The following is a 23,181-nucleotide window of genomic DNA, read 5'->3' as shown; positions in this document are numbered from 1 at the left end:
CGGGGCCCTGAACGAGCCGCGCCACCCCATGCTCTCGGTCCGGCGCCGCGTCTCCCTGCCCCTCCCCGCACCTGACGGCCGGGAGGGGCGTGCCGCATCCGTGGGCGGCCCGGGCTACGCCAGGTGTTCGCCCGCTGTCCGGTCGGTTACGCCTCCGACTCCCTGGCCGCCATGTCGATCGCGGCCAGGGAGCGGCGTACCTGATTGCGGTCCGTCGTGGACCAGAACTCCGGGAGAGACGCCTTCAGATAGCTGCCGTAGCGGGCCGTGGCCAGGCGGGGGTCCAGGACCGCGACCACGCCGCGGTCGCCCGAGGCTCGGATCAGGCGGCCCGCGCCCTGCGCCATCAGCAGCGCCGCATGCGTCGCCGCGACCGCCATGAAGCCATTGCCCCCGGCGTCCTCAACCGCCTTCTGCCGGGCGCTCATCAGCGGGTCGTCGGGGCGCGGGAACGGGATCTTGTCCATCACCACGAGCTGGCAGCTGGAGCCCGGGACATCGACGCCCTGCCAGAGCGAGAGCGTGCCGAACAGACAGGTCTTGGGGTCGGCCGAGAAGTTCTTGATCAGCTCGCCGAGAGTGTCCTCGCCCTGGAGCAGAATCGGGAGCTCCGGGATGCGGGAACGGAGTTCCTCGGCCGCGGACTGGGCGCCGCGCATCGAGGAGAAGAGGCCGAGCGTGCGGCCACCGCTCGCCTGGATCAGCTCGGCGAGCTCGTCGAGCATGTCGCCGCGGTTGCCGTCCCGGGCCGGGCGGGCCAGATGCTTGGCGACGTACAGGATGCCCTGCTTGCCGTAGTCGAAGGGCGAGCCGACGTCGATGCCCTTCCAGACGGGCAGCTCCTCGGCCTCCGTGCCCCGCGTGCCCGCCAGGCCTTCCGCGGCCAGGCCGAGCGAGGCCCCCACGCCGTTGAAGTCGCCACCCAGCTTGAGCGTGGCCGAGGTGAGGACCACGGAGCGGTCCGTGAAGAGCTTCTCGCGGAGCAGGCCCGAGACCGACATGGGGGCCACACGCAGCGAGGCGCCGAAGCGGTCGTGGCGCTCGTACCAGACGACGTCCCACTCGGAGCCGTTGCTGATCCGCTCCGCCACGTCGTGGATGTTCTCCACCGCCGCCAGCGCCTGCTTACGGACCGCGTCCTCGTCCTGAACGGACTTGTCGCGGGTCGAGCCGAGGGCCGAGACGACATTGCGGGCAGCGTCACGCAGCGCCAGGAGGGCGTAGCCGAGGTCCTCGGGGATCTCCTCGAGGCGGCCGGGCAGGGCCAGCTCCATCAGGCGCTCGAAGCCCTCGGCGGCGGTCTGGAGCTGGTCGGCGGTCTTCTCGTTGACCAGCTTGGCGGCGCGGCGCACCGCGCGGTTCACCTGGCCCGGGGTGAGCTCGCCGGTGGCGACGCCGGTCACCCGGGAGACCAGCTCGTGGGCCTCGTCGACGATCAGCACCTCGTGCTGCGGCAGCACCGGGGCGCCCTCGATGGCGTCGATGGCGAGCAGCGCGTGGTTGGTGACGACGACATCGGAGAGCTTGGCGCGCTCCCGGGCCAGCTCGGCGAAGCACTCCGCGCCATAGGCGCACTTCGAGGCGCCCAGGCACTCGCGTGAGGAGACCGACACCTGGGACCAGGCGCGGTCGGAGACACCGGGCGTGAGGTCGTCCCGGTCGCCGGTCTCCGTCTCGTCCGCCCAGTCCCGCATCCGCAGCAGGTCCTTGCCGAGCTTGCTGGTGGGGGCCGCCGCCTCGAACTGATCGAAAAGGCCCGCGTCCCCGCCGCCCTCGTCCTGCGGCGCGCCCTCGTGCAGCCGGTGCAGGCACAAATAGTTGGAACGGCCCTTGAGCATGGCGAACTGCGGGCGGCGGCGCAGCAGCGGATGCAGCGCGTCCACCGTCCGCGGCAGGTCCCGCTCCACGAGCTGCCGCTGCAGCGCGAGCGTGGCCGTCGCCACCACCACGCGCTCCCCGTGCGCGAGCGCGGGGACCAGATAGCCGAGGGACTTACCGGTGCCGGTGCCGGCCTGGACCAGCAGGTGGGAGCCGTCGTCGATGGCCTCGGCGACGGACTCGGCCATGGTCACCTGGCCAGGGCGCTCCGTGCCGCCGACGGCGGTGACGGCGGCGTGCAGGAGTTCGGGGAGGGAGGGCTTCGTCATAGCCCGACCACCCTAATCCGTAGGTAAGACAGTGCCGGACGAGATCAGAGTTCGTTACGGGCTGTTCGAGCAGCGGGGCCGTGACACTCACGACCACCCGGGCATCCGATGCCTTCCCGTAGATCGGTGCGCGGTCCTGATGCTCATGGTGGTGACGGCCGCGTGGGCGCCGGACGGATGCCTTATGTCAGCCCGGCGTGGGCGCCTTGAGAGAGAGGGGCGGCGTTCGGCGTCCTCGCGGCCGCCACCACCTACTGCTGTGCTCGCTCGTTGATCTTCGTGGTGCGAGCCCGCCGCGCGGTGACCTCTCGTTACGCCCGAGCCGTCTGAGCTCCCGGATAGACCGAGGCCCGTGGGGTGCGCTGGTGCCACGAACGGCTACTGAGGTGGCGGACCGGCCTGGTGCTGAGTCCTGGGATTAGGTCGCTGCGTGGCCCGCATGCGCTCGTGACCAGTGCAAACGCCTTTGCTCAGGGGAGGAGCAACTTGATCTACTGCGGTATCGACTGGGCGGAACGGACCCACGACGTCGCCTTGGTCGACGACAGCGGCCAGCTGCTGGCCAAGCGGCACATCACCGACGATGCGGCCGGCTATCGGATCCTGTTGGACCTGCTCGCCGAGTTCGGCGACACCGAGGAGAACCCGATCCCGGTGGCGATCGAGACGTCCAGGGGCCTGCTGGTGGCGGTGCTGCGGACCGGCAAGCGGCAGGTGTTCGCGATCAATCCGATGGCAGCCGCCCGCTACCGCGACCGCCACTGCGTCTCGCGCAAGAAGTCCGACCCCGGCGATGCCCTCGTTCTCGCCAACGTGCTTCGGACGGACATGCATGCTCACCGAGCCCTGCCGAACGACTCGGATATGGCCCGTGCCGTCGCCGTCTTGGCCCGCGCCCAGCAGGACAGCACTTGGAATCGCCAGCAGCTTTCCAACCAGCTCCGCTCGCTCCTTCGGGAGTACTACCCGTCCGCCCTGGCGGCCTTCGAGCCGTAGAAGAACGGGCTGTGCCGCCCCGAGGCCCGGGAGATCCTCAAGGCCGCCCCGACACCGGCCCGTGCCGCGCGGCTGACACGCACCCAGATCCAGGCTGCTCTGAAGCGGGCGGGCCGCAAGCGCGGCATCGAGACCGAGGCCGAACGCCTCCGGGAGGTCTTCCGGGCCGACTGGGCCCACCAACCTCCGCTGGTCGAGGACGCGCTCGGCAAGCAGATGCTCGCCCTTCTCGTCCAACTAGACGCCGCCTGCACCGCCGCCGACGACCTCGCCAAGGCGGTGGAGGAGACTTTCCCTCAGCACCCGGACGCTGACGTCATCCTCAGCTTCCCTGGCCTCGGCGTCCAGCTTGGCGCCCGGGTGCTCGCCGAAATCGGAGACGACCGCCAGCGGTTCGCCGATGCCCGCGGGCTGAAGGCATACGCCGGTTCCTCGCCCATCACCAGGGCCTCCGGCAAGAAGTCGTCCATCACCAGGCGCTGGGTGAAAAACGACCGCCTCAACCACGCCGGTTACCTCTGGGCGTTCTCCGCGATCACCGCCTCACCCGGCGCCAGAGCCCATTACCGGCGCCGCCGCGACGACCACGGAGACTGGCACGCCGCCGCACAGAGGAACCTTTTTAACCGGATGTTGGGGCAGCTCTATCACTGCCTCCAGAAGCGCCGCATGTTCGAAGAAGACAGGGCCTTCCCCACCGAACTCGCAGCCGCCGCTTGACGGCTTAGCGCCCTGAGGTGTCTACGGGGCCCCACTGACATTCCCGCGGTCACGGCTGGTGGAGGGGGTTGGGGACGGTGCCGTGGACGGCGGCGTGCGGGCGCTCGGGGCGGTCGCGGTAGCCGTCGAGGTGGAGCCGGTTGCGGTTCAGGCAGAGCCGTTCGATGCGCGGGGACAGGAGCTCGAAGAGCTCGAAGCGGTCCTTCAGATCGGAGAAGCGGGCCTGGTGGCGGAGGATCTCGGCGCGTACGAGGGACCAGAAGTCGGCCTCGGGTACGCCCAGCTGCTCCTCACACAGCGGAGCCAGATAGCGGAACACGCCGACGAACAGGCCGGAGTGGATGAACTGCGGCAGGAACGATGGCGGCTCGGTCAGCAGGACCTCGCGCACGTCGTCCGGCATCACGTCGTGTTCCGGCAGGGCCTCGGCGCTGATGTTCACGTCGTCGACGAAGTCCTTGACCGCGAGACGGACCGGTACGTCTCGCTCGTCGAAGATCACGATGGTGTTCTCCCCGTGCGGCGAGAACACCGTGCCGTACTTGTAAAGGAAGTGCAGCAGCGGGGGCAGCAGCGCGGCGAAGAGCCGGGTGAGCCATGCCTCGGGGGTGAGGCCCGAGCGCTCCACCAGCTCCGCGACGAGGGCCCGGCCCTCCGGGTCGGTGTGCGGAAGCGAGGCAAGCGTGCGGGCGCGTTCGCCGGGCTCCAGGTACGGGTCGAGCGGCTCGCGCCAGATCGCGCCGAGCAACTCCTTGTACTGGTACGGCACTTCGGGGAGGCCGTCGTAGACGGGGTGTTCCACGGTGACGGACGCGACCTCGCCCAGGAGCACCACGCGGCACTCGTCGCGCAGGAAGGGGTCGGCGTCGCGCAGGGCGTGCACCCAGGCGGTGACGGCGGGCGCGGCGAGGGTGCGCTCGGTCGGCAGGCCGCGCCAGACCAGGGTGTTGAGGACGGACAGCGGCAACTTGACGGTGTGCCGCCGCGGGTGCGAGGTGTTGAGGAACGTACGGATCGACTGCTGGGGCAGCCGCAGATCGGGGTCGGCGGGGAGCGGCACGATGTCCCCGGCCGCCACAGAAGGAGCGAAGAGCGCCAGGACGACCTCGTCCCACTGCCAGGGGTGCACCGGCAGATAGAGATAACCCGCCGGATCGAGGCCACGCGCGCGCAGTACGCCGTCGAAGGCGGCCCGGGTCGTCCCGTCGAGCTCCCCGGCGTAGAGCCGCTCGGGGGTGTCGAGTCCGGTCACTCCGCGGTACGTGGCGAGCCGACCGCTCACCGCGATCCACGGAAGCCGGGCCGGGCGGCGGGACTCCGGGGCCCAGTGGGCGGCATCGGTGGCGGAGAAACCGAGGCGCCCCTTGTTCGGCACGATCCAAGGGTGGCCCGTCTGGTGCCCTTCGAGCTCCGCGTAGCCGAGGTCGGCCAACTCGGCGGCAGAGGCCGCGGTGTGGGCGAGACGGGCGTCGGCGGCGAGGGTGGTGCTCAGCTCGCGGACGAGGTGGCCCAGCGTGGCACCGTCGAGGCCGAGGGTGCGGCGGGCGCGAGTCAGGAACTCCAGCGGGTCGCCGAACGTTGGCGAAGTGGCGGATGGATCGGCGGAGTTGTCGGGGCCGGAGGGGGCGGCAGGCTCGGCGCGCTCAACGGATGCGCCGGGGGCAGCGGATACGTCGGGGACGGTGGGGACGGCGGGAGTGAGCGTGAGCGAATCAGGGTCCACGCGCCAACTCCCGTAGGCGCCACGGCGGGCGCGGAAGGCGAGGACCGCGCCGTCGTCGAGGGCGAGGGTGTACGCACCCTCCTGCCCCTGCCTCTGTCCCGGCTGCGGCTGCGGCTGCGGCTGCGGCTGCGGCTGCGGCTGCGGCTGCGGCTGCACGATCTCCTCGTAAGCGAACTCGCCGAGCATCTTGGCGAGCAGGCGGCGAGCGGCCTGTTCCCAGGTCGCGGGGTTCAGCTCCGGCGGCGCGAGCAGGGCGGCGGACGTACCCGGGTCGGGGGCGGCGGAGGAATGCGGCACGAGAGCTCCGGAGGGGGACGGGGGCGGGGGCGAGGAAGGGGGAGGGAAGCGGTAGCCAGGTGAGGCGCGAGCGGAACGAGAGAGGAGGGCGGAAGAACGGCGATGCAGTATCAAGTGGCTTTACTTGTACGGGCGTTGGGCTTGGGGCATTACGTTAGCCGCGATGACCGGCGCAGCCGAAACGACCCCGAACGAGCTCCACACGGGCTCGGCCTCAATCGACCCGCGCTCCCCCCGACCCACCCGAACCTGCTCCACCCGAACCTGCTCCACCCGCACCTGCTCCACTCGAACTCCAGCCACCCACACCCGATCCGCGCACAGCCGATCCACCCGAACCCGACCCATCCGGACCCGCCACATCCGCCAGCGCATCCGTCAGCCGGTCGAGGACCGCCGTGGCCTGTTCATCGGAGAGGGTGAGCGGCGGCAGCAGCCGGACCACGGAGCCCTGGGGGCCGCCGAGTTCGACGATGAGTCCGCGGCGCAGGCAGGCCCTCTGCACGGCGGCCGCGAGGCGGGGTGAAGAAGGCGGTGCAGCTGGCGGTGAAGCGGCAGATGGAGCGGCAGGCGGATCAGCCGGGGATACGGCAAGCGGAGCGGGAGCGGTGCCCCGCCCCTCGCTCACCATGCTCACATCCGAGCCCGCACCGCCGGGTTCCACCAGCTCCACGCCGATCATCAGCCCCCGTCCGCGTACCTCCCCGACACAGGGGTACGAGGCCGACGCGGACCGCAGCTCGGCGAGCATCCGGTCGCCCACCTGGGCGGCACGCTCCGCGAGACGGTGCTCCCTGACGTACGCGAGGGTCGCCGCGCCCGCCGCCATGGCGAGCTGATTGCCGCGGAAGGTGCCCGCGTGTGCGCCCGGCTCCCAGACGTCCAGGTCGTCCCGGTAGACCACGACCGCGAGGGGCAGGCTGCCGCCGATCGCCTTGGACAGGACCAGGACGTCGGGCACGATCCCGCTGTGGTCGACGGCCCAGAAGGCGCCGGTCCGGCCGACCCCCGTCTGCACCTCGTCGGCGATCAGCGGAATCCCGCGGTCCGCGGTGAGGGCGCGCATCCGGCGCAGCCAGCCGTCCGGCGCGGGCAGCACCCCGCCCTCGCCCTGCACCGGTTCGAGGATCATCCCGGCGGGCCGGGGCACCCCCGACTTGGGGTCGTCGAGCATCGACTCCGTCCAGCGGGCGGCGAGTTCGGCACCCCGCTCGCCGCCGGTCCCGAACGGGCAGCGGTACTCCTGCGGGAAGGGCAGCCGCGTCACGCGTACGTCCTGGGCACCGCCCGAGACCGCGAGTGCCCCTTCGGTCATGCCGTGGTACGCGCCCGTGAAGGCGAGCAGACCGCTGCGCCCCGTCGCCCGGCGCACCAGCTTCAGGGCCGCCTCCACCGCATCCGTACCGGCGGGTCCGCAGAACTGGATCCGGGCGCGGCCCGCGAGTTCGGGTGGCAGCGTGGCGAACAACTCGGTGACGAAGGCGTCCTTGACGGGTGTGGCCAGGTCGAGGACGTGCAGCGGGGCGCCCGAGTCGAGGACCTTGCGAATCGCCTCCAGGACCACGGGGTGATTGTGACCGAGGGCCAGCGTGCCCGCGCCGGAGAGACAGTCGAGGTAGCGGCGGCCGTCGGCGCCCTCAATGGTCATGCCGCGGGCTCGTACCGGCACGATCGGCAGCGCCCGCGCATAGGTGCGGGCGGCCGACTCGCGCAGTGACTGGCGGCGCAGGATGGCGTCCTGCACGGGCGGTGCCACCGGAGCCACGGTCCGGGTCGCGGCGGGCGGCGCCCCATGCGCGGGCTGTGCCGGTGCAGGCTCGGTGACGGCCACGAGTGTTTGTCCTCCCGCTGTACGTCGGTGAGTTGGGCGGAGAAGTCCCAGGTGAAGGCGGGCCGACCGGCCCTGTGTCCCCCGTACGTACCAACGACACCGCCGCCTGGGGATCACGGGCCCGACGACGTTCCTTGCCAAGCCAATACCTTCGCGCGCCGCACCGACCCCGAGGCCAGGTCACCGAAGCCGCGAGGCCGAGTCACCGAAGCCGCGAAAGCAACGCAAGCCACCGAATCCCCAAGAACACCAAGAGACCCAAGAACCCCCAATTCCCCGGCATCCCCCGCATCCCCACCGATCCCCCACACCCCATGCCCGGACAAATCCCTGCCGTGACAGAACCGTTGCCGCCCCGTCGGAACGCACGCATCGCCCCGTCATATCGTGGGTGCTCATTCGCGCGGATCACCGCACGGACAACTGCACACAGATCATGCGAACGTCGCGCATGCCATGGCCGCCGCGAGCACCACGGGCACCGCGCACACGCACCGGATGTCATGACCAGGGGGAGATTTCGCCATGCGATCCATACGCCCGCTCTTTGCCGCTCGCGGAGGGAGGCGGGCCCGCCGCACCGCTTCCTCCGTACCGGCCGTACTCGCGGTCTCCGCGGCGCTCGCACTGACGGCCACCGCTTGCGGCCCGACCGACGACAACGCCGACAGCAAGCCGACCGTCTCGGAGCCGGCGGGCGACAACGGGGGCAGCGGCGGTAACGGCGACTCCATCAAGATCCCGGACGACTGGAAGGACCGGCTCAAGGAGCACGGTGTCGACCTGGACAAGTGGAAGAACGGCGCCTGGAAGAACTGGGACAAGGACGACTGGCTGCGCGAGGCCGAGGATTTCGTCAACCCGATCATCGAGGACCTCTGGGACCCGGACCGGATGCGGGACGCCGACAAGCGCCCCGACAAGCCGGTGGACAACGACATTTCGGGCGATGAGGGCGTGACCGACCCGACCCCGGACCCGGTGCAGGCCAAGGAAGTGGCGACCCCCTACCACGACAACGCTCCGGCGGCGGGCAAGCTCTTCTTCGACGGCCCCAAGGGCTCCATGGTCTGCTCGGCCACGGTGATCGAGGACCCGGCCAATCCCGGCAAGTCCAACATGGTGTGGACCGCGGGCCACTGCGTGCACGCGGGCAAGGAGGGCGGCTGGTACCGGAACGTCACCTTCGTGCCCTCGTACAACAACCAGGGCTGGTCGCTCGAGGAGCTGAAGGGCAAGACCAAGGAGCAGGTCGCCCCGTACGGCGTCTGGTGGGCGGACGGCGTCAAGACCTCCCAGGAGTGGATCGACCAGGGCGCGGCGACCGGCGGCCAGGGCGCCCCGTACGACTACGCGGTCATGCATGTGACGCCGGAGAACGGCAGCGGCAAGTCCCTGGAGGAGACCGTCGGCACGGCGCTCCCGGTCGAGTTCAACGCTCCCGCGGTGCCGAAGATCGCCTCCATGAAGGCCACGGGCTACCCGGCGGCGCCGCCGTTCGACGGGCAGAAGGAGTTCTCCTGCACCGACAAGCCCGGTCGGCTCTCGCTCAGCAAGCAGCAGCCCACGATGTTCCGTATCGGCTGCACGATGACCGGCGGTTCGTCCGGCGGCGGCTGGGTCGTCGAGGGTCAGGACGGCGAGCCCGCGCTTGTCTCCAACACGTCCATCGGCCCGGTGGAGGCCGGCTGGCTGGCCGGTCCGCGCCTGGGTGAGGGAGCGAAGAAGCTGTACGACGAACTCAGCCAGAAGTTCGCCAGGTAATTCGCCAAGTAAGCTGCACCTCTTGTTCTTTCGGCGCCGGGCAGGTCCGAGGCCCGGCGCCGATCTGGTCCCGCACGGCCACCCTCTCCAACTCGGGCAAACAACTACACACTCCAACCCATCGGGGGTTACAGCACCATGCGATCCATACGTCCGGCCCTGGCAGCGGCCTCGCTCGCCGTTGCCCTGGCGCTGACGGCCACGGCCTGCGAGTCGGGCGGCGGCACCCAGGACAAGGCCGACGCCAGTCCGTCGGCAACCGCGTCCGAGGGCTCCGGCGGCAGCGAAGACCTCAAGCTTCCCGACGACATCGATGACATCGCTGACCGGCTCAAGGAGCACGGCATCGATCTCGACAAGTGGAAGAACGGCGAGTGGAAGAACTGGGACAAGGACAAGTGGCTGCGGGAGGCGGAGGATTTCGCCAACCCGGTCATCAAGGACCTGTGGAAGCCCGAGCGGATGAAGACCGCGAAGGACCCCAACCAGACCGTCGCCGCCAACGCCTACGGTGACAGCGGCACCGACCCGGAGCCGCGTCCGGTCCGCGCCGAGCGCGAGAAGACGCCGTACCACCAGAACGCCGCCCCGGTCGGGAAGATCTTCTTCGACACCCCGGAGGGCCACGCGGTCTGCTCCGGCACGGTCGTGAAGGACCCGCGCCACCCGGGCAAGTCCAACCTCGTCTGGACCGCGGGCCACTGCGTGCACAAGGGCAAGGAGGGCGGCTGGTACCGGAACATCATGTTCGTGCCCGCGTACAACGACAAGGGCAAGTCCGAGGCGGCGCTGCGCAACGCCCAGCCGCAGGAGATCGCCCCGTACGGCCGCTACTGGGCGGACTGGGTCTCGACCTCCGGTGAGTGGATCGACGGCACCACGGCCGCCCAGAACGGTGGTTCGTACGAGTACGACTACGCCGTGATGCACGTGAAGCCGGAGAACGGCGGCAAGTCCCTGGAGGAGACCGTGGGCACGGCCCTGCCGGTCGACTTCTCCTCGCCCACGCCGCGCAGCGTGGACACGATGGGCGCCTGGGGCTACCCGCAGGCCCCGCCGTTCAACGGCCAGATCATGCACAAGTGCATCGACCGCCCGGGTCGGCTCACGCTCGACCCGTCGGCGCCGACGATGTACCGCATCGGCTGCACCATGACCGCGGGCTCGTCCGGCGGCGGCTGGTTCCGGCAGACCTCCGGCGGCAAGTTCGCCCTGGTGTCCAACACGTCGATCGGCCCGGCCGGTTCGGCGGGCTGGCTGGCCGGACCGCAGCTGGGCGGCGGTGCCAAGCGGGTCTTCGACCAGATGAGCAAGAAGTACGGCGGTCGGTGAGGTCTCACCGCACCTGATGCACTGACGACGGAGGGCTCCCTTCCCACCCTGGTACGGGTCGGAAGGGAGCCCTCTGTCGTATGCGCCGCGCGGAGCCTACTAGCGTTCCGCCGGTACGAACGTCGAGAGTTCCGCGGCCAGTTCCTCGTGGACCCTGGCCTTGATCAGGGTGCCCTCCGGGGTGTGCTCCTCGGAGATCACCTCGCCCTCGGCGTGTACCCGGGAGACGACCGCGCCCTGTGTGAACGGGACCAGGGCCTCGATCTCGACCTCGGGGCGCGGCAGTTCGGCGTCGATGAGACCGAGCAGGTCCGTAATGCCCGCGCCGGTCGCCGCGGATACCGCGATCGCGTGCTTCTCCTTGCGGAGCAGCCGCTGCATCACGAGCGGGTCGGTCGCGTCCGCCTTGTTGACCACGACGATCTCCGGTACGTCGGTGGCGCCGACGTCACGGATCACCTCGCGCACGGAGGCCAGCTGCTCCTCCGGGAACGGGTGCGAGCCGTCCACCACGTGCAGGATCAGGTCGGAGTCGCCGACCTCTTCCATCGTGGAGCGGAACGCCTCGACCAGGTGGTGCGGCAGGTGGCGTACAAAGCCGACGGTGTCGGCCAGGGTGTACAGCCGCCCCGAGGGGGTCTCGGCCCGGCGCACGGTGGGGTCGAGGGTGGCGAACAGTGCGTTCTCCACCAGGACGCCCGCGCCGGTGAGGCGGTTGAGCAGGGAGGACTTTCCGGCGTTGGTGTAGCCGGCGATGGCCACCGAAGGCACCTTGTTCCGCCGGCGCTCCTGGCGCTTGATCTCGCGGCCGGTCTTCATGTCCGCGATCTCCCGGCGCATCTTCGCCATCTTCTCGCGGATCCGCCGCCGGTCCGTCTCGATCTTGGTCTCACCGGGACCACGCGTGGCCATGCCGCCGCCCGCGGAACCGGAGCCACCGCCACCCATCTGTCGCGAGAGCGACTGACCCCAGCCGCGGAGCCTCGGCAGCATGTACTGCATCTGCGCCAGGGCGACCTGCGCCTTGCCCTCTCGGGACTTGGCGTGCTGGGCGAAGATGTCGAGGATCAGGGCGGTGCGGTCGACCACCTTGACCTTGACGACGTCCTCGAGGTGGATGAGCTGTCCGGGGCTGAGCTCACCGTCGCAGACGACCGTGTCCGCGCCGGATTCGAGCACGATGTCCCGCAGCTCCTGGGCCTTGCCGGACCCGATGTACGTGGCCGGGTCGGGCTTGTCGCGGCGCTGGATCACGCCGTCGAGCACCAGGGCGCCCGCGGTCTCGGCGAGCGCGGCCAGCTCGGCCAGCGAGTTGTCCGCGTCCTGCGCGGTCCCCGAGGTCCATACGCCGACGAGCACCACGCGCTCCAGGCGCAGCTGCCGGTACTCGACCTCGGTGACGTCCTCGAGCTCGGTGGAGAGGCCCGCGACGCGGCGCAGGGCCGCGCGCTCGGAGCGGTCGAACTGGTCGCCGTCCCGCTCTTCGTCGATCTCGTGGCTCCAGGCGACGTCCTCTTCCATCAGGGCATCGGCCCGAAGTCCTTCGGAGAGGGGCACGGAGCCCCGGGGGTCCTGCGCGTCCTGGGAAGGGGATGAAGTGGAGGTCATTGGATCCTTTACGTAGCTGGGAAGGGAATGAACCACGACGGCTCCCGTCACCGGGTCGTCGTAAGGGTCAACGTGCGCTGCGGCCAGGAGATTCCCGGCCCGGCGCGCCGTCGACCCGAAGATGGTCGCACGGAACGCAACGTCTCGTCACCCGACTTTCTTCCCGGCGTGCTTCGGCGCGTCCTGCTTCTTCGGCGGAGCGGACTTCCACTCCGGGTGCCCGGGCATCGGCGGGGTCTTCTCGGCGTACAGCCAGTCCTTGAAGAAGCCGCTCAGGTCACGGCCCGCGATCTTCCCGGCGAGTGCGACGAAGTCCGCCGTGGTGGCGGTGGAGTCGGCGTGCCGCGCCACCCAGGTCCGCTCCAGGCGCTCGAAGTCCGCGGCGCCGATCTCCTGGCGCAGTGCGTACAGGACGAGGGCGCTGCCGTCGTACACGACAGGACGGAACAGGCTGATCTTCTTGCTCGGCGAGGGCGGCTTGGGCTTGGCGGGCGGTCCACCGGCGGCCCGCCATTTGTCGGACTCGCGGTAGGCCCCCTTCATCCGCTCCTTCAGGGTGCGCTTCGACCGCTCCTCGGCGAACAGCGCCTCGTACCAGGTGGCGTGTCCCTCGTTGAGCCACAGGTCGGACCAGGTGCGCGGGCTGACGCTGTTGCCGAACCACTGGTGCGCCAGCTCGTGCACCATGATCGAGTCGACGTACCACTCGGGGAACTCAGAGCGTGTGAACAGGGACCTCTCGAAGAGCGAGAGCGTCTGGGTCTCCAGCTCGAAGCCGGTGGCGGCGTCGGCGACCAGGACGCCGTACGTCTCGAAGGGGTAGCGGCCGAGCTTCGACTCCATCCACTCGATCTGTCCCGGCGTCTTCTTCAGCCAGCGCTCCAGGAGCTTCCGGTCCTTGGTGGGCACCACGTCCCGCACCGGAAGGCCGTGCGGGCCCTTGCGGTGCAGCACGGTGGAGCGGCCGATGGAGACCTGGGCCAGCTCGGTCGCCATGGGATGGGCGGTGCGATACGTCCACGTAGTGCCGGCGGGCGCGGAGTACCGCGGACGGTGCGGCAGCCCGTTGGCGACGGCGGTGAGGCCCTTGGGGGCGGTGATACGGAAGGTGAAGTCCGCCTTGTCCGCCGGGTGGTCGTTGCAGGGGAAGACCCGGTGCGCGGCGTCGGCCTGGTTGGCCATGGCGAGGCCGTCGCCGGTACGCACCCAGCCGCCGCCCTTGCCGGTGGGGTCGCTGGTGTGCCGCACGGTGACGCGCATCCGGCTGTCCGCGGGCAGCGGGTCGGCGGGCGTGACGACGAGGTCTTCTCCGGCCGAGGTGAAGTCGGCACGGGCGCCGTTGACGGCCACGGAGCGGACCTCGCCCTTGGTGAAGTCGAGGTTGATCCGGTCAAGGGGGTCCGTCGTGTGGGCGTCGATCACGGTGACGGCGTCGAGGGGTTTCTTGTTGTCACCGCGGTAGGTGAAGGAGATGTCGTACGCCGCCACGTCGTAGCCCGGGTTGCCGAGGTGCGGGAAGAGCCGGTCGCCGATGCCGAGCGGGGCGGCGGGGGACGGCACGGCGGCGGCGATGAGCGAGGTGGACGCGGCGGTGAGCAGGACGGCCCTGATACGGGGCGAGAGAAGCATGAACCACCGGTATCAGGGCGTGACTTGTTCCCCCGGCCGACGCGCTTCCATCCCACCCGAACGGGCGCCTCGCGGGGGCGGGTCGGGTCTTGCGGATCGCGATCCGTGCCGTGGGTTCGGTGGCCGCTCCTGGGGGCTTCGCCCCCAGACCCCCTTTGTCGCGCTGAACGCGCTCGTCCTCAAACGCCGGACGGGCTGATTTAGCTCGTCCTCAGACGCCGGACGGGCTTGAATCCCAAGCGCGCATCCGGCCTACGTCGTACACGCCCGGCACATTGCGCATCGCGCGCATCAGGGCGGGGAGGTGGCCGGAGTCCGGGAGTTGGAGGGTGTATGTGTGCTTGACCCGGCCCTCGGTCGGGGGCTCCACGGTCGCCGAGATGATGGCCGCGCCCTCCAGGGCGATGGCTTCGGTGAGGTCGGCGAGCAGATGGGGGCGGCCGAAGGACTCGGCGACGAGCGTGACCCGGCACTCGGCGGAGTCGTCCTGGTCCGCCCAGTGCACGGCGACGCGGCCGCGCCCCGCCGCGGTCATCCGCTCCACGGCCGGGCACTCCAGGCGGTGCACGGTGACGGTGTTCCCGCGTACCGCGAAGCCGGTGACGGCGTCGGGCGGTACAGGAGTACAGCAGCCCGCGAGACGGACCGTTGCGTCCGGGCGTTCGACGACCGCGTTCGCCGCGACGGGACGGACCGTCTCGACGTTCAGCTGTGGCCGTGGCGCGACGGCGGCGACCTCCGGGCCCTCCGGGTGGGCGCTGAGCCAGCGGCCGATGGCGATCCGGGCGGCCGGGGTGCGGGCGTGGTCGAGCCAGTCCGCGTCCGGGCCCGATGCGGTCTCCTGCGGGGCGAGCAGGACGTGCACGGTGTCGCCGTCACGCAGCACCGTACTGAGCGTCACCAGGCGGCCGTTGACCCGCGCGCCGATGCAGGCGTGGGCCTCCTCGCCGTACTGCGCGTAGGCGGCGTCCACACAGGTCGCCCCGGCGGGCAGGCCGAGGGTGCCGCCGCCTACGCGGTAGACGGTGATCTCGCGGTCCTGGGCGAGGTCCGCGCGCAGCGAGCTCCAGAAGGCTTCGGAGTCGGGGGTGGCCCGCTGCCACTCCAGGAGCCGGTCGAGCCAGCCGGGGCGGGTGGGGTCGGCACGCTCACCATCGGTGGAGGTGTCGCCGCCCGCGGGGTCGTCGCCGGTTCCCGAGTCGTACGGGTTGCCGAGCGCGACGACGCCGGCCTCGGCGACCTTGTGCATCTGGTGGGTACGGATGAGGACTTCGGCGACCTCGCCGTCCTGGCGGGCGACCGCGGTGTGCAGCGACTGGTAGAGGTTGAACTTCGGGACCGCGATGAAGTCCTTGAACTCCGAGATGACCGGCGTGAAGCAGGTGTGCAGCTCGCCCAGGACGCCGTAGCAGTCCGCGTCCTCGTTGACCAGGACGAGCAGCCGCCCGAAGTCGGCGCCGCGCAGCTCGCCGCGTTTGATCCGGGAGCGGTGCACGGAGACGAAGTGCCGGGGCCGGATGACGACTTCGGCGTGGAGACCGGCCTCGCGCAGCACCGTACGGAATTCGTCGGCGAAGGCGGCGAGCGGGTCGGGCCGGGAGGAGTTCTCCGCGACGAGGGCGCGGGTCTGCTCGTACTCCTCGGGGTGCAGGATGGCGAAGACCAGGTCCTCGAGCTCGGTCTTCAGGGCCTGCACGCCGAGCCGTTCGGCGAGCGGGATGAGCACGTCACGGGTGACCTTGGCGATGCGAGCCTGTTTCTCGGGGCGCATCACGCCGAGCGTGCGCATGTTGTGCAGCCGGTCGGCGAGCTTGATGGACATCACGCGGACGTCGTTGCCGGTGGCGACGAGCATCTTGCGGAAGGTCTCGGGCTCGGCCGCGGCGCCGTAGTCGACCTTCTCCAGCTTGGTGACGCCGTCGACGAGGTAGCAGACCTCCTCGCCGAAGCCGCGGCGCACCTGCTCCAGGGTGACGTCGGTGTCCTCGACGGTGTCGTGCAGGAGCGAGGCGGTCAACGTCGTTGTCTCGGCGCCGAGTTCGGCCAGGATCAGGGTGACCGCGAGCGGGTGCGTGATGTACGGCTCACCGCTCTTGCGCATCTGGCCGCGGTGCGAGGACTCGGCGAGCACATAGGCGCGGCGCAGCGGCTCCAGGTCGGCCTGCGGGTGGTGGGCGCGGTGAGCCTCGGCCACATGGCCCATCGCGTCCGGGAGCCGGTCGGGGTCCTTTGATGTAGTGCCGAACAGCGCGGCCCGGCCGAGTCGGCGCAGGTCGAGGCGGGCGCGGGCGCGCCTGCGGGGGACACCGGGCGTCGCGGGATTGACCTCCGCACTCATGGGCACCTCCGGCTTGTCGACCGGCGGCTGGGGGTGCCCTCAGCGGCGGACACCGAGGGAGGGCGGCGGGTCCCCCCGTGGCCGGTGCTTGATGCTATCGAGCCCATCACGCGGGGCTCACCCGCTCTCGCTCAGCGTGAAACGGATCACCCATTCGAGCGAAGATTCCGATGGCACAGAAGAGGGCACAGAAGGCGCGACGGATACGGGTGTCGGCCCCTTCGGCTCCAGCTGCTCCTGCGGCTTATTCGGCCCCCGCGGCCCCTGTGGCTCCCTCAACGGATCGCCCCTTCGAACCACTCCGGGCTGATCGTGCCTTCCGCGACGAGCACCGCGGGTCCGGTCATCTCGATCCCGCCGTCCGGCCGCTCGGTGATCACCAGGCGTCCGCCGGGGACGTCCACGGTGTACGTCACCGGGGCGCCGGTCACGGCCGGGTCGACGCCGTCCCTGCGGGCGGTCGCGACGGCGACGGCGCAGGCGCCGGTGCCGCAGGAGCGGGTCTCGCCGGAGCCGCGCTCGTGCACCCGCAGGGCGACGTGACGCTCGCCGCGGTCGACCACGAACTCCACGTTCACGCCGTCCGGGTAGACCTCGGCGGGGCTGACGGGCGGCGCGTCGAGGAGGTTCCCGGCGTGGGCGAGGTCGTCGACGAAGGCGACCGCGTGCGGGTTGCCCATGTTGACGTTCCGGGCGGGCCAGGAGCGCTCGCCGACGGTGACGGTGACCTGGTCCTCGGGGCTCGGTGGCAGCGCGGCGCGGCCCATGTCGACCGTCACGTCACCGGCGCCGACGGGGCCATCACCCTTGGCGATGTGCACGCGCTTCACGCCGCCCCGGGTGGCCACGGCGAGGTCGCCTTCCGTGACGTGTCCGGCGTACTGCAGATAGCGGGCGAAGACGCGGACGCCGTTGCCGCACATCTCGGCGACGGAGCCGTCGGCGTTGCGGTAGTCCATGAACCATTCGGCCTCGGGGGCCAGAGCGCGCGCCTCCGGGTGCGCGGCGGACCGTACGACATGGAGCAGGCCGTCGCCCCCGATACCGGCACGGCGATCGCACAGGGCGGCGACGGCGGCCGGGGAGAGGTCCACGGCGTTGTCCGGGTCGGGGACGATCACGAAGTCGTTCTCGGTGCCATGGCCCTTGAGGAATGCGATCCGCGTGCTCATTTCTCGATGGTACGGGTTTCATCGAGCGCACCCCGACGCGGTCCCGCCGTCGACCGGTCCCCGATCACTGGACGGTCACCGCCGGGTCACTGGAGGCGGGCCACACGCCAGACCGCGAGCACCGCGAGGGCCGCGATGAGGACGACGTACAACGCGATCACCCGCCAGTCCGCGCGGCGGCCGGAGCCGCGGCGGGGCAGGCCCGGCCAGGTGTGGCCGACGCGGCGGGCGGCCATCACGCCCCAGCCGGCGGCGCAGCAGCCGAGCAGCAGCCCGAGCATGGCCACGACCGCGCCACCGCCGCCGAACTGGAAGGCCAGCGGGAAGGCGAACATCAGAGAGCCCATGGCGGCGAGGGCCACGATCGGGGCGAGCTGCCAGATGCGCAGGAGCCGCCGTGGGCGCAGCTCGACCTCGACCTCGGTACCGTTACCCGCGGTCTCGTCGTCGGCCGGGTCACCCACAGCGTCAGGACCGTCCGGAACGCCGTGGGCGGGGATCACATCAGGTCCGTCCGGACCGTCGGAGCTCAGCCGACGGGGCTGACGGGGCTGTCCCGGTTCTTCGTGTGCTGTGTCGCGAGGGCCGGCCTCCATCGCCACGCGCCCTCCCAACTCGGACTCCACTGGCTTGATAGCAGCTTGATGATGGCACGCCCCCAAGAGCCCGGTTGACCACCGGAGCGTCCCGATGCCATCACGTGATCAGGCTGTAACCGCTCGTTCGACCAACGAGAGTGCGGTGCCCGGGAGTTCCCCGCGGTTCTCGGCCGCGCCGCTGAGCCAGTGCACCCGGGGGTCACGGCGGAACCAGGAGTCCTGACGTCGCGCGAAGCGCTTGGTGGCGCGCACGGTCTCGGCGCGCGCCGCGTCCTCGGTGCACTCCCCGGCGAGCGCGGCGAGTACCTGCTGGTAGCCGAGCGCCCGCGATGCCGTACGCCCCTCGCGCAGGCCCTGCTGCTCCAGGGCGCGCACCTCGTCGACGAGGCCCGCCTCCCACATCCGGTCGACGCGCGTCGCGATCCGCTCGTCCAGCTCGGGCCTGGCGACGTCGACGCCGATCTGCACGGTGTCGTAGACGGAGTCGTGGCCCGGCAGGTTGGCCGTGAAGGGGCGGCCGGTGATCTCGATGACCTCCAGGGCGCGGACGATACGGCGGCCGTTGCTCGGCAGGATCGCCCGGGCGGCCTCCGGGTCGGCGGCGGCGAGGCGGGCGTGCAGGGCGCCGGGGCCGCGCAGCGCGAGCTCCTCCTCCAGGGCGGCGCGCACGGCCGGGTCGGTGCCGGGGAACTCCAGGTTGTCCACGGCCCCGCGGATGTAGAGCCCGGAGCCGCCGACCAGGATCGGCCAGCGCCCGGCGGCGAGCAGGCGGTCGATCTCGGCGCGGGCGAGCTTCTGGTACTCGGCGACGCTGGCGGTCTCGGTGACGTCCCAGATGTCGAGGAGGTGGTGCGGCACCCCGCGACGCTCCTCGAGGGTCAGCTTGGCGGTGCCGATGTCCATCCCCCGGTAGAGCTGCATCGAGTCGGCGTTGACGACCTCGCCGCCGAGCCGCTGGGCGAGAAAGACTCCGAGATCCGATTTGCCGGCCGCGGTGGCGCCGACGACGGCGATGACCCGGGGGACGAGGGGTGCGCTACTCACCGCCCCAGTCTTGCAAACCCGGCGGACCGCCTCGAACGAGCTACGTGACGCTACGGAGCCGGGGTCGTTGCCCGTTGCGAGGTTTCGGCCGCCGGTGTTGAGGACCGGAGCCCCGGGCGACGCAATGAGGCGCTCCGGGTGGCGCGGGATTTCATGCACACGAGTAGGCTTTGGAGTAGCTATGGGCGTTTTTTCCAGGTTTCGCCGTAAGGCCAAGGAAGCCGATGAGTCGTCAACCGCGGAGGCGCAGACCGGCACCCTGACGGCCGAGCCCGAGGCCGGAGCTCCCGAGCAGCCCGACACGGAGGCCGCGAAGGAGGCCGCGAAGGCGACCGAGGCGGAGGTCGGGGCCGACGGCGCGGCGCCGGAAGCGCAGCGGGCCGAGGTGGCTGCGGAGTCGGAGGCGGAGGCGGAGACGGAAGCGGCGGATCCGGCCGAGTCGGCGGATGAGTCGGACGACGCGGCCGAGGCGGCGGAAGCGGCCGAGGCAGTGGAGATCCCGAAGCAGCAGTCCGCCGAGGCGGCGGCCGACAACGAGGCCGGTGAGGGCGCCCACAAGTGAGGCCGCGAACGGACTGAACGGAGAGGTGGCAGCCATGAGTCTCCTGGACACGCTGAAGGCCAAGCTCGGGCCGATGAAGGACAAGGCCGGGGACTTCGCGCACCAGCATGAGGACAAGATCGAGCACGGGCTCGAGAAGGTGTCGAAGACGGTCGACGAGAAGACCAAGGGCAAGTACAGCGAGAAGATCCACCACGGTGCGGACAGGGCCAAGGGTGCCCTGCACCGCTTCTCCGACAAGGGCCACGGCGGAGGTGACGCCGGTTCCCCGGGCGGCGGCACCTCGGGGCCGGGGCCGACGGGACCTGCCGGTTCCTAGCTGCGGCGGACGCCAAAAGAAAACCGGAGGGGCCGATACGTCGGCCCCTCCGGCGTGTGTGGGGCCGGTCGTGGTGCGCCTCGCCGGTTCGGCGTTACGACCAGGCCGCGACCAAGTAGCCCACGCCGTACGGGGCTTCGTCGTGGAGCAGGGTGCCGTCGAGGCCCGCGCCGTCCGCGGCGCCCGCGAGTACCTGCCAGGGGGCGCGGCCCGCCGCCTGCAACTCGCGGGCGAGCGACGCGTCGAGGTTCCGCAGCGCGGCGAGATCGGCGGCGCCGAGGGCGCGGGCCACCCCGGCGTCGAACCCCGCGGCCCGCTCGTCCAGGTAGCCGGGCGCCTTGAGGGTGCGGCACGCGCTGGCATCGCCCATCACGAGCAGCGCGACCCGCTCGGTGCCGCCGACGAACCCCGCACCGAGACGCAGACACTGCTCGACGGGCAGCTCCTCGGCCACGCCGTACCCCTCCACCGGTGCGCCCCGCCACCGGGCGTGCTCCAGGAGCCAGGCGGCGACGGCGAGCGAGGAGGGCAGCTCGACGTCCGGGGCCGGTACGGGGCGGTCTGCGGTCTCGGGCGCCGGGGGCTGCCCGAGGCGTACGTCGAGGGGTACGCCGAAGCCGCGGAAGGTGCCCCGGGTGCCCTGCGGGTAGGAGCCGACGCCTGCCGGACCTGCCGGGCCTGTCGGGTCTGCCGGGCCTGCCGGGCCGACGATCACGAGGCGGTCCGGGCGGGCGGCCGCGAGAACGCCGAGTGCTTCGGCGCAGGCCGCCCGTGCGGCGTCCATCTCGGGGGCGGCACCCGCCGCGACCTCGGGCACGAGCAGCGGCGGGCAGGGGCAGACAGCGGCGGCTACGAGCATGATCGGCAGCGTAACCCCCGGTGGGCCGAGGGTTTTCTTACGGCCGCCGCGTGCGGCATACGGACGGACGTCGTTCAGGGCTCACGGGCCGTGGCATCCGACCGGATCCTCAGCGGCCCCACTTCCGCCGGGCCGCCTTGCGGGCGGCCTTCTCCGCGCGGCGGGCGGCCTCCTTCGCCTCGCGCGCCGCGGCGGCCTGCCGTGCCTGCTCGCGTTCGGCGTCCCGGCTGTCGTGGAGCATTTCCACGGCCGAGAAGCGGCAGTGGTAGTGGCGCATCGAGCCCTCGTTGACCAGCAGGAAGCCCTCGGCCGTGCGGTACAGCTGGGTGCTGATCGCGCGTGCCGGGTGGTCCGGGACGAAGTTCCTGGCCCGTTGTTCCAGGCGGGCCAGAGCCTGTTCCCGGGTGCCGTCGAGGCGTTCGAGCTCGCGGATGACCCAGGCCTTGTTGTCCGTCATGCCCTCGTTCTGCTCGACGAGCAGCGCCCAGCGCGTGACCATTCCGTTCCCCCCGTACAACGCGATCCCTCAAGTCAGCCGTCGTCAGCGGCTGGTCGTCAGCGGCTGGTCGTCAGTGGCTGGTCGTCAGTCGCAGCCGCAGCCCGTGCTCGCCGCGGGCTGCGGGGCAGGGGCGCCGATGGTGGGGATGCCGAGCATGACGCCGCTCGGCTGGGGGGCCGACGGGGCGTTGCGCTTCTCCCAGGCGTCGCCTGCCGCGGTGCGGCGGACGGAGTGGACCTGGCCCTCGGCGAGCAGGTGGTGCGGGGCGGCGTAGGTGATCTCGACGGTGACCATGTCGCCGGGGCGCACCGCGCCGTCCTCGGCGGCCGGCTTGGTGAAGTGGACCAGGCGGTTGTCGGGGGCCCGGCCGGAGAGGCGGTGCGTGGCATCGTCCTTGCGGCCCTCGCCCTCGGCGACCATCAGCTCGAGGGTGCGACCGACCTGCTTCTTGTTCTCCTCCCAGGAGATCTCCTCCTGGAGGGCGACCAGACGCTCGTAGCGCCGCTGCACGACCTCCTTGGGGACCTGCCCGTCCATCTCGGCGGCCGGGGTGCCCGGGCGCTTGGAGTACTGGAAGGTGAACGCCTGCGCGAAGCGGGCCTCGCGTACGACGTGCAGGGTCTGCTCGAAGTCCTCCTCGGTCTCGCCGGGGAAGCCCACGATGATGTCGGTCGAGATCGCGGCGTCCGGCATCGCGGCGCGGACCTTCTCGATGATGCCGAGGAAGCGGTCCTGGCGGTACGAGCGGCGCATCGCCTTCAGGACGGTGTCCGAGCCGGACTGCAGCGGCATGTGCAGCTGCGGCATCACGTTCGGCGTCTCGGCCATCGCCGCGATCACGTCGTCCGTGAAGTCGCGGGGGTGCGGCGAGGTGAAGCGGACGCGCTCCAGGCCGTCGATCTTTCCGCAGGCGCGGAGCAGCTTACTGAACGCCTCGCGGTCGCCGATGTCCGAGCCGTACGCGTTGACGTTCTGGCCGAGCAGGGTGATCTCGGAGACGCCCTCGGCGACCAGGGTCTCGACCTCGGCGAGGATGTCGCCGGGACGCCGGTCCTTCTCCTTGCCGCGCAGCGCGGGGACGATGCAGAAGGTGCAGGTGTTGTTGCAGCCGACGGAGATCGAGACCCAGGCGGCGTACGCGCTCTCGCGACGCGTCGGCAGGGTCGACGGGAACGCCTCGAGGGACTCGGCGATCTCGACCTGTGCTTCTTCCTGTACGCGGGCGCGCTCGAGGAGCACCGGGAGCTTGCCGATGTTGTGGGTGCCGAAGACGACGTCGACCCAGGGGGCCTTCTTGACGATGGTCTCGCGGTCCTTCTGCGCGAGGCAGCCGCCGACGGCGATCTGCATGCCGGGCCGCTTGGTCTTCATCGGGGCGAGCCGGCCGAGGTTGCCGTAGAGCCGGTTGTCGGCGTTCTCGCGGACCGCGCAGGTGTTGAAGACGACGACATCGGCGTCGCCCTCCGCGGTGCCCTCGGGGGCGCGGACATACCCGGCGCCCTCGAGCAGGCCGGACAACCGCTCGGAGTCGTGGACGTTCATCTGGCACCCGTAGGTGCGCACCTCGTACGTTTTGCGACCGTCCACTGCTCCGCCTGCTACCTCGTTACCGCTCACCCGACCAGGGTAAGGGTTACGGCCGGACGCCAGGCGCGGCAGTGATCTCCGGGCACCGGCCCGGCCGCGGTCTCGGGCCGGTCTCGGGCCCTGGTCTCACACTGGGTGAGCTGGCAGGATCGCGG

The 23,181-nt window shown here is 71.1% G+C and carries 16 protein-coding genes and 1 pseudogene; 5 read left to right on the top strand and 12 right to left on the bottom strand.

The genetic code is table 11. The annotated features are described in order from the left end of the window. Positions 1 to 146: 146 nt before the first annotated feature. Positions 147 to 2,147 (bottom strand): ATP-dependent DNA helicase, encoded by a 2,001-nt coding sequence (locus tag ACWD10_RS08870; RefSeq protein WP_451088487.1) that lies wholly within the window; start codon positions 2,145 to 2,147, stop codon positions 147 to 149. A 486-nt stretch (positions 2,148 to 2,633) separates the two neighbouring features. Here ACWD10_RS08870 and ACWD10_RS08865 point away from each other — a divergent pair. Beyond that, positions 2,634 to 3,863, top strand: a pseudogene (locus tag ACWD10_RS08865) (IS110 family transposase). A 49-nt stretch (positions 3,864 to 3,912) separates the two neighbouring features. Here ACWD10_RS08865 and ACWD10_RS08860 read toward each other — a convergent pair. Beyond that, on the bottom strand, positions 3,913 to 5,883 hold the full coding sequence (locus tag ACWD10_RS08860) for an IucA/IucC family protein (protein WP_451088485.1): 1,971 nt from the start codon (positions 5,881 to 5,883) through the stop codon (positions 3,913 to 3,915). A 214-nt stretch (positions 5,884 to 6,097) separates the two neighbouring features. Then, on the bottom strand, positions 6,098 to 7,648 hold the full coding sequence (locus tag ACWD10_RS08855) for a diaminobutyrate--2-oxoglutarate transaminase family protein (RefSeq protein ID WP_451088802.1): 1,551 nt from the start codon (positions 7,646 to 7,648) through the stop codon (positions 6,098 to 6,100). A 591-nt stretch (positions 7,649 to 8,239) separates the two neighbouring features. Here ACWD10_RS08855 and ACWD10_RS08850 point away from each other — a divergent pair. Continuing rightward, positions 8,240 to 9,478 (top strand): trypsin-like serine peptidase, encoded by a 1,239-nt coding sequence (locus ACWD10_RS08850; RefSeq protein ID WP_451088483.1) that lies wholly within the window; start codon positions 8,240 to 8,242, stop codon positions 9,476 to 9,478. A gap of 138 nt (positions 9,479 to 9,616) precedes the next feature. Then, positions 9,617 to 10,810: a trypsin-like serine peptidase gene (locus ACWD10_RS08845; RefSeq protein WP_451088481.1), complete on the top strand. Its 1,194-nt coding sequence runs from the start codon at positions 9,617 to 9,619 to the stop codon at positions 10,808 to 10,810. 99 nt (positions 10,811 to 10,909) lie between these two features. Here the strand turns inward: ACWD10_RS08845 and hflX are convergent, their stop codons facing one another. The 6 genes from hflX to miaA all read right to left on the bottom strand — a co-directional run bounded on the left by hflX (position 10,910) and on the right by miaA (position 19,200). After that, entirely contained in the window at positions 10,910 to 12,418 is a 1,509-nt protein-coding gene (hflX, locus tag ACWD10_RS08840) for a GTPase HflX (RefSeq protein WP_451088479.1), read from the bottom strand. 147 nt (positions 12,419 to 12,565) lie between these two features. After that, a complete protein-coding gene (locus tag ACWD10_RS08835) occupies positions 12,566 to 14,047 on the bottom strand; it encodes a M1 family metallopeptidase (protein ID WP_451088477.1) in 1,482 nt (493 codons plus the stop codon). A 211-nt stretch (positions 14,048 to 14,258) separates the two neighbouring features. Next, positions 14,259 to 16,385 (bottom strand): RelA/SpoT family protein, encoded by a 2,127-nt coding sequence (locus ACWD10_RS08830; protein ID WP_451088475.1) that lies wholly within the window; start codon positions 16,383 to 16,385, stop codon positions 14,259 to 14,261. 275 nt (positions 16,386 to 16,660) lie between these two features. After that, on the bottom strand, positions 16,661 to 17,557 hold the full coding sequence (gene dapF, locus ACWD10_RS08825) for a diaminopimelate epimerase (protein ID WP_451088473.1): 897 nt from the start codon (positions 17,555 to 17,557) through the stop codon (positions 16,661 to 16,663). A gap of 86 nt (positions 17,558 to 17,643) precedes the next feature. After that, positions 17,644 to 18,153 carry a hypothetical protein gene (locus tag ACWD10_RS08820; protein ID WP_451088800.1) on the bottom strand — a complete coding sequence of 170 codons (510 nt, stop codon included), beginning with the start codon at positions 18,151 to 18,153 and terminating at the stop codon, positions 17,644 to 17,646. Between the two features lie 108 nt (positions 18,154 to 18,261). Continuing rightward, entirely contained in the window at positions 18,262 to 19,200 is a 939-nt protein-coding gene (miaA, locus tag ACWD10_RS08815; RefSeq protein ID WP_451088471.1) for a tRNA (adenosine(37)-N6)-dimethylallyltransferase MiaA, read from the bottom strand. A 181-nt stretch (positions 19,201 to 19,381) separates the two neighbouring features. On the opposite strand from miaA, the gene ACWD10_RS08810 reads away from it, so the two are divergent. Both ACWD10_RS08810 and ACWD10_RS08805 read left to right on the top strand, forming a co-directional pair. Beyond that, on the top strand, positions 19,382 to 19,762 hold the full coding sequence (locus ACWD10_RS08810) for a hypothetical protein (RefSeq protein WP_451088469.1): 381 nt from the start codon (positions 19,382 to 19,384) through the stop codon (positions 19,760 to 19,762). 34 nt (positions 19,763 to 19,796) lie between these two features. Next, the gene (locus ACWD10_RS08805) at positions 19,797 to 20,081 is read left to right on the top strand and encodes an antitoxin (protein WP_451088467.1); all 285 of its coding nucleotides are present in this window, start codon (positions 19,797 to 19,799) and stop codon (positions 20,079 to 20,081) included. A gap of 94 nt (positions 20,082 to 20,175) precedes the next feature. On the opposite strand, the gene ACWD10_RS08800 is transcribed toward ACWD10_RS08805, so the two are convergent. From ACWD10_RS08800 to miaB, 3 genes are all read right to left on the bottom strand, one after another. Next, positions 20,176 to 20,940: a class III extradiol dioxygenase subunit B-like domain-containing protein gene (locus tag ACWD10_RS08800; protein ID WP_451088465.1), complete on the bottom strand. Its 765-nt coding sequence runs from the start codon at positions 20,938 to 20,940 to the stop codon at positions 20,176 to 20,178. Between the two features lie 109 nt (positions 20,941 to 21,049). After that, on the bottom strand, positions 21,050 to 21,439 hold the full coding sequence (locus ACWD10_RS08795; protein WP_451088463.1) for a hypothetical protein: 390 nt from the start codon (positions 21,437 to 21,439) through the stop codon (positions 21,050 to 21,052). 84 nt (positions 21,440 to 21,523) lie between these two features. Continuing rightward, the gene (gene miaB, locus ACWD10_RS08790; RefSeq protein WP_451088461.1) at positions 21,524 to 23,056 is read right to left on the bottom strand and encodes a tRNA (N6-isopentenyl adenosine(37)-C2)-methylthiotransferase MiaB; all 1,533 of its coding nucleotides are present in this window, start codon (positions 23,054 to 23,056) and stop codon (positions 21,524 to 21,526) included. Positions 23,057 to 23,181: the final 125 nt, after the last annotated feature.

The organism is Streptomyces sp. NPDC002851 (assembly GCF_053591935.1).
The sequence above is the reverse complement of the archived record's forward strand: the minus strand, read 5'-3'. Positions and strand labels throughout refer to the sequence as shown.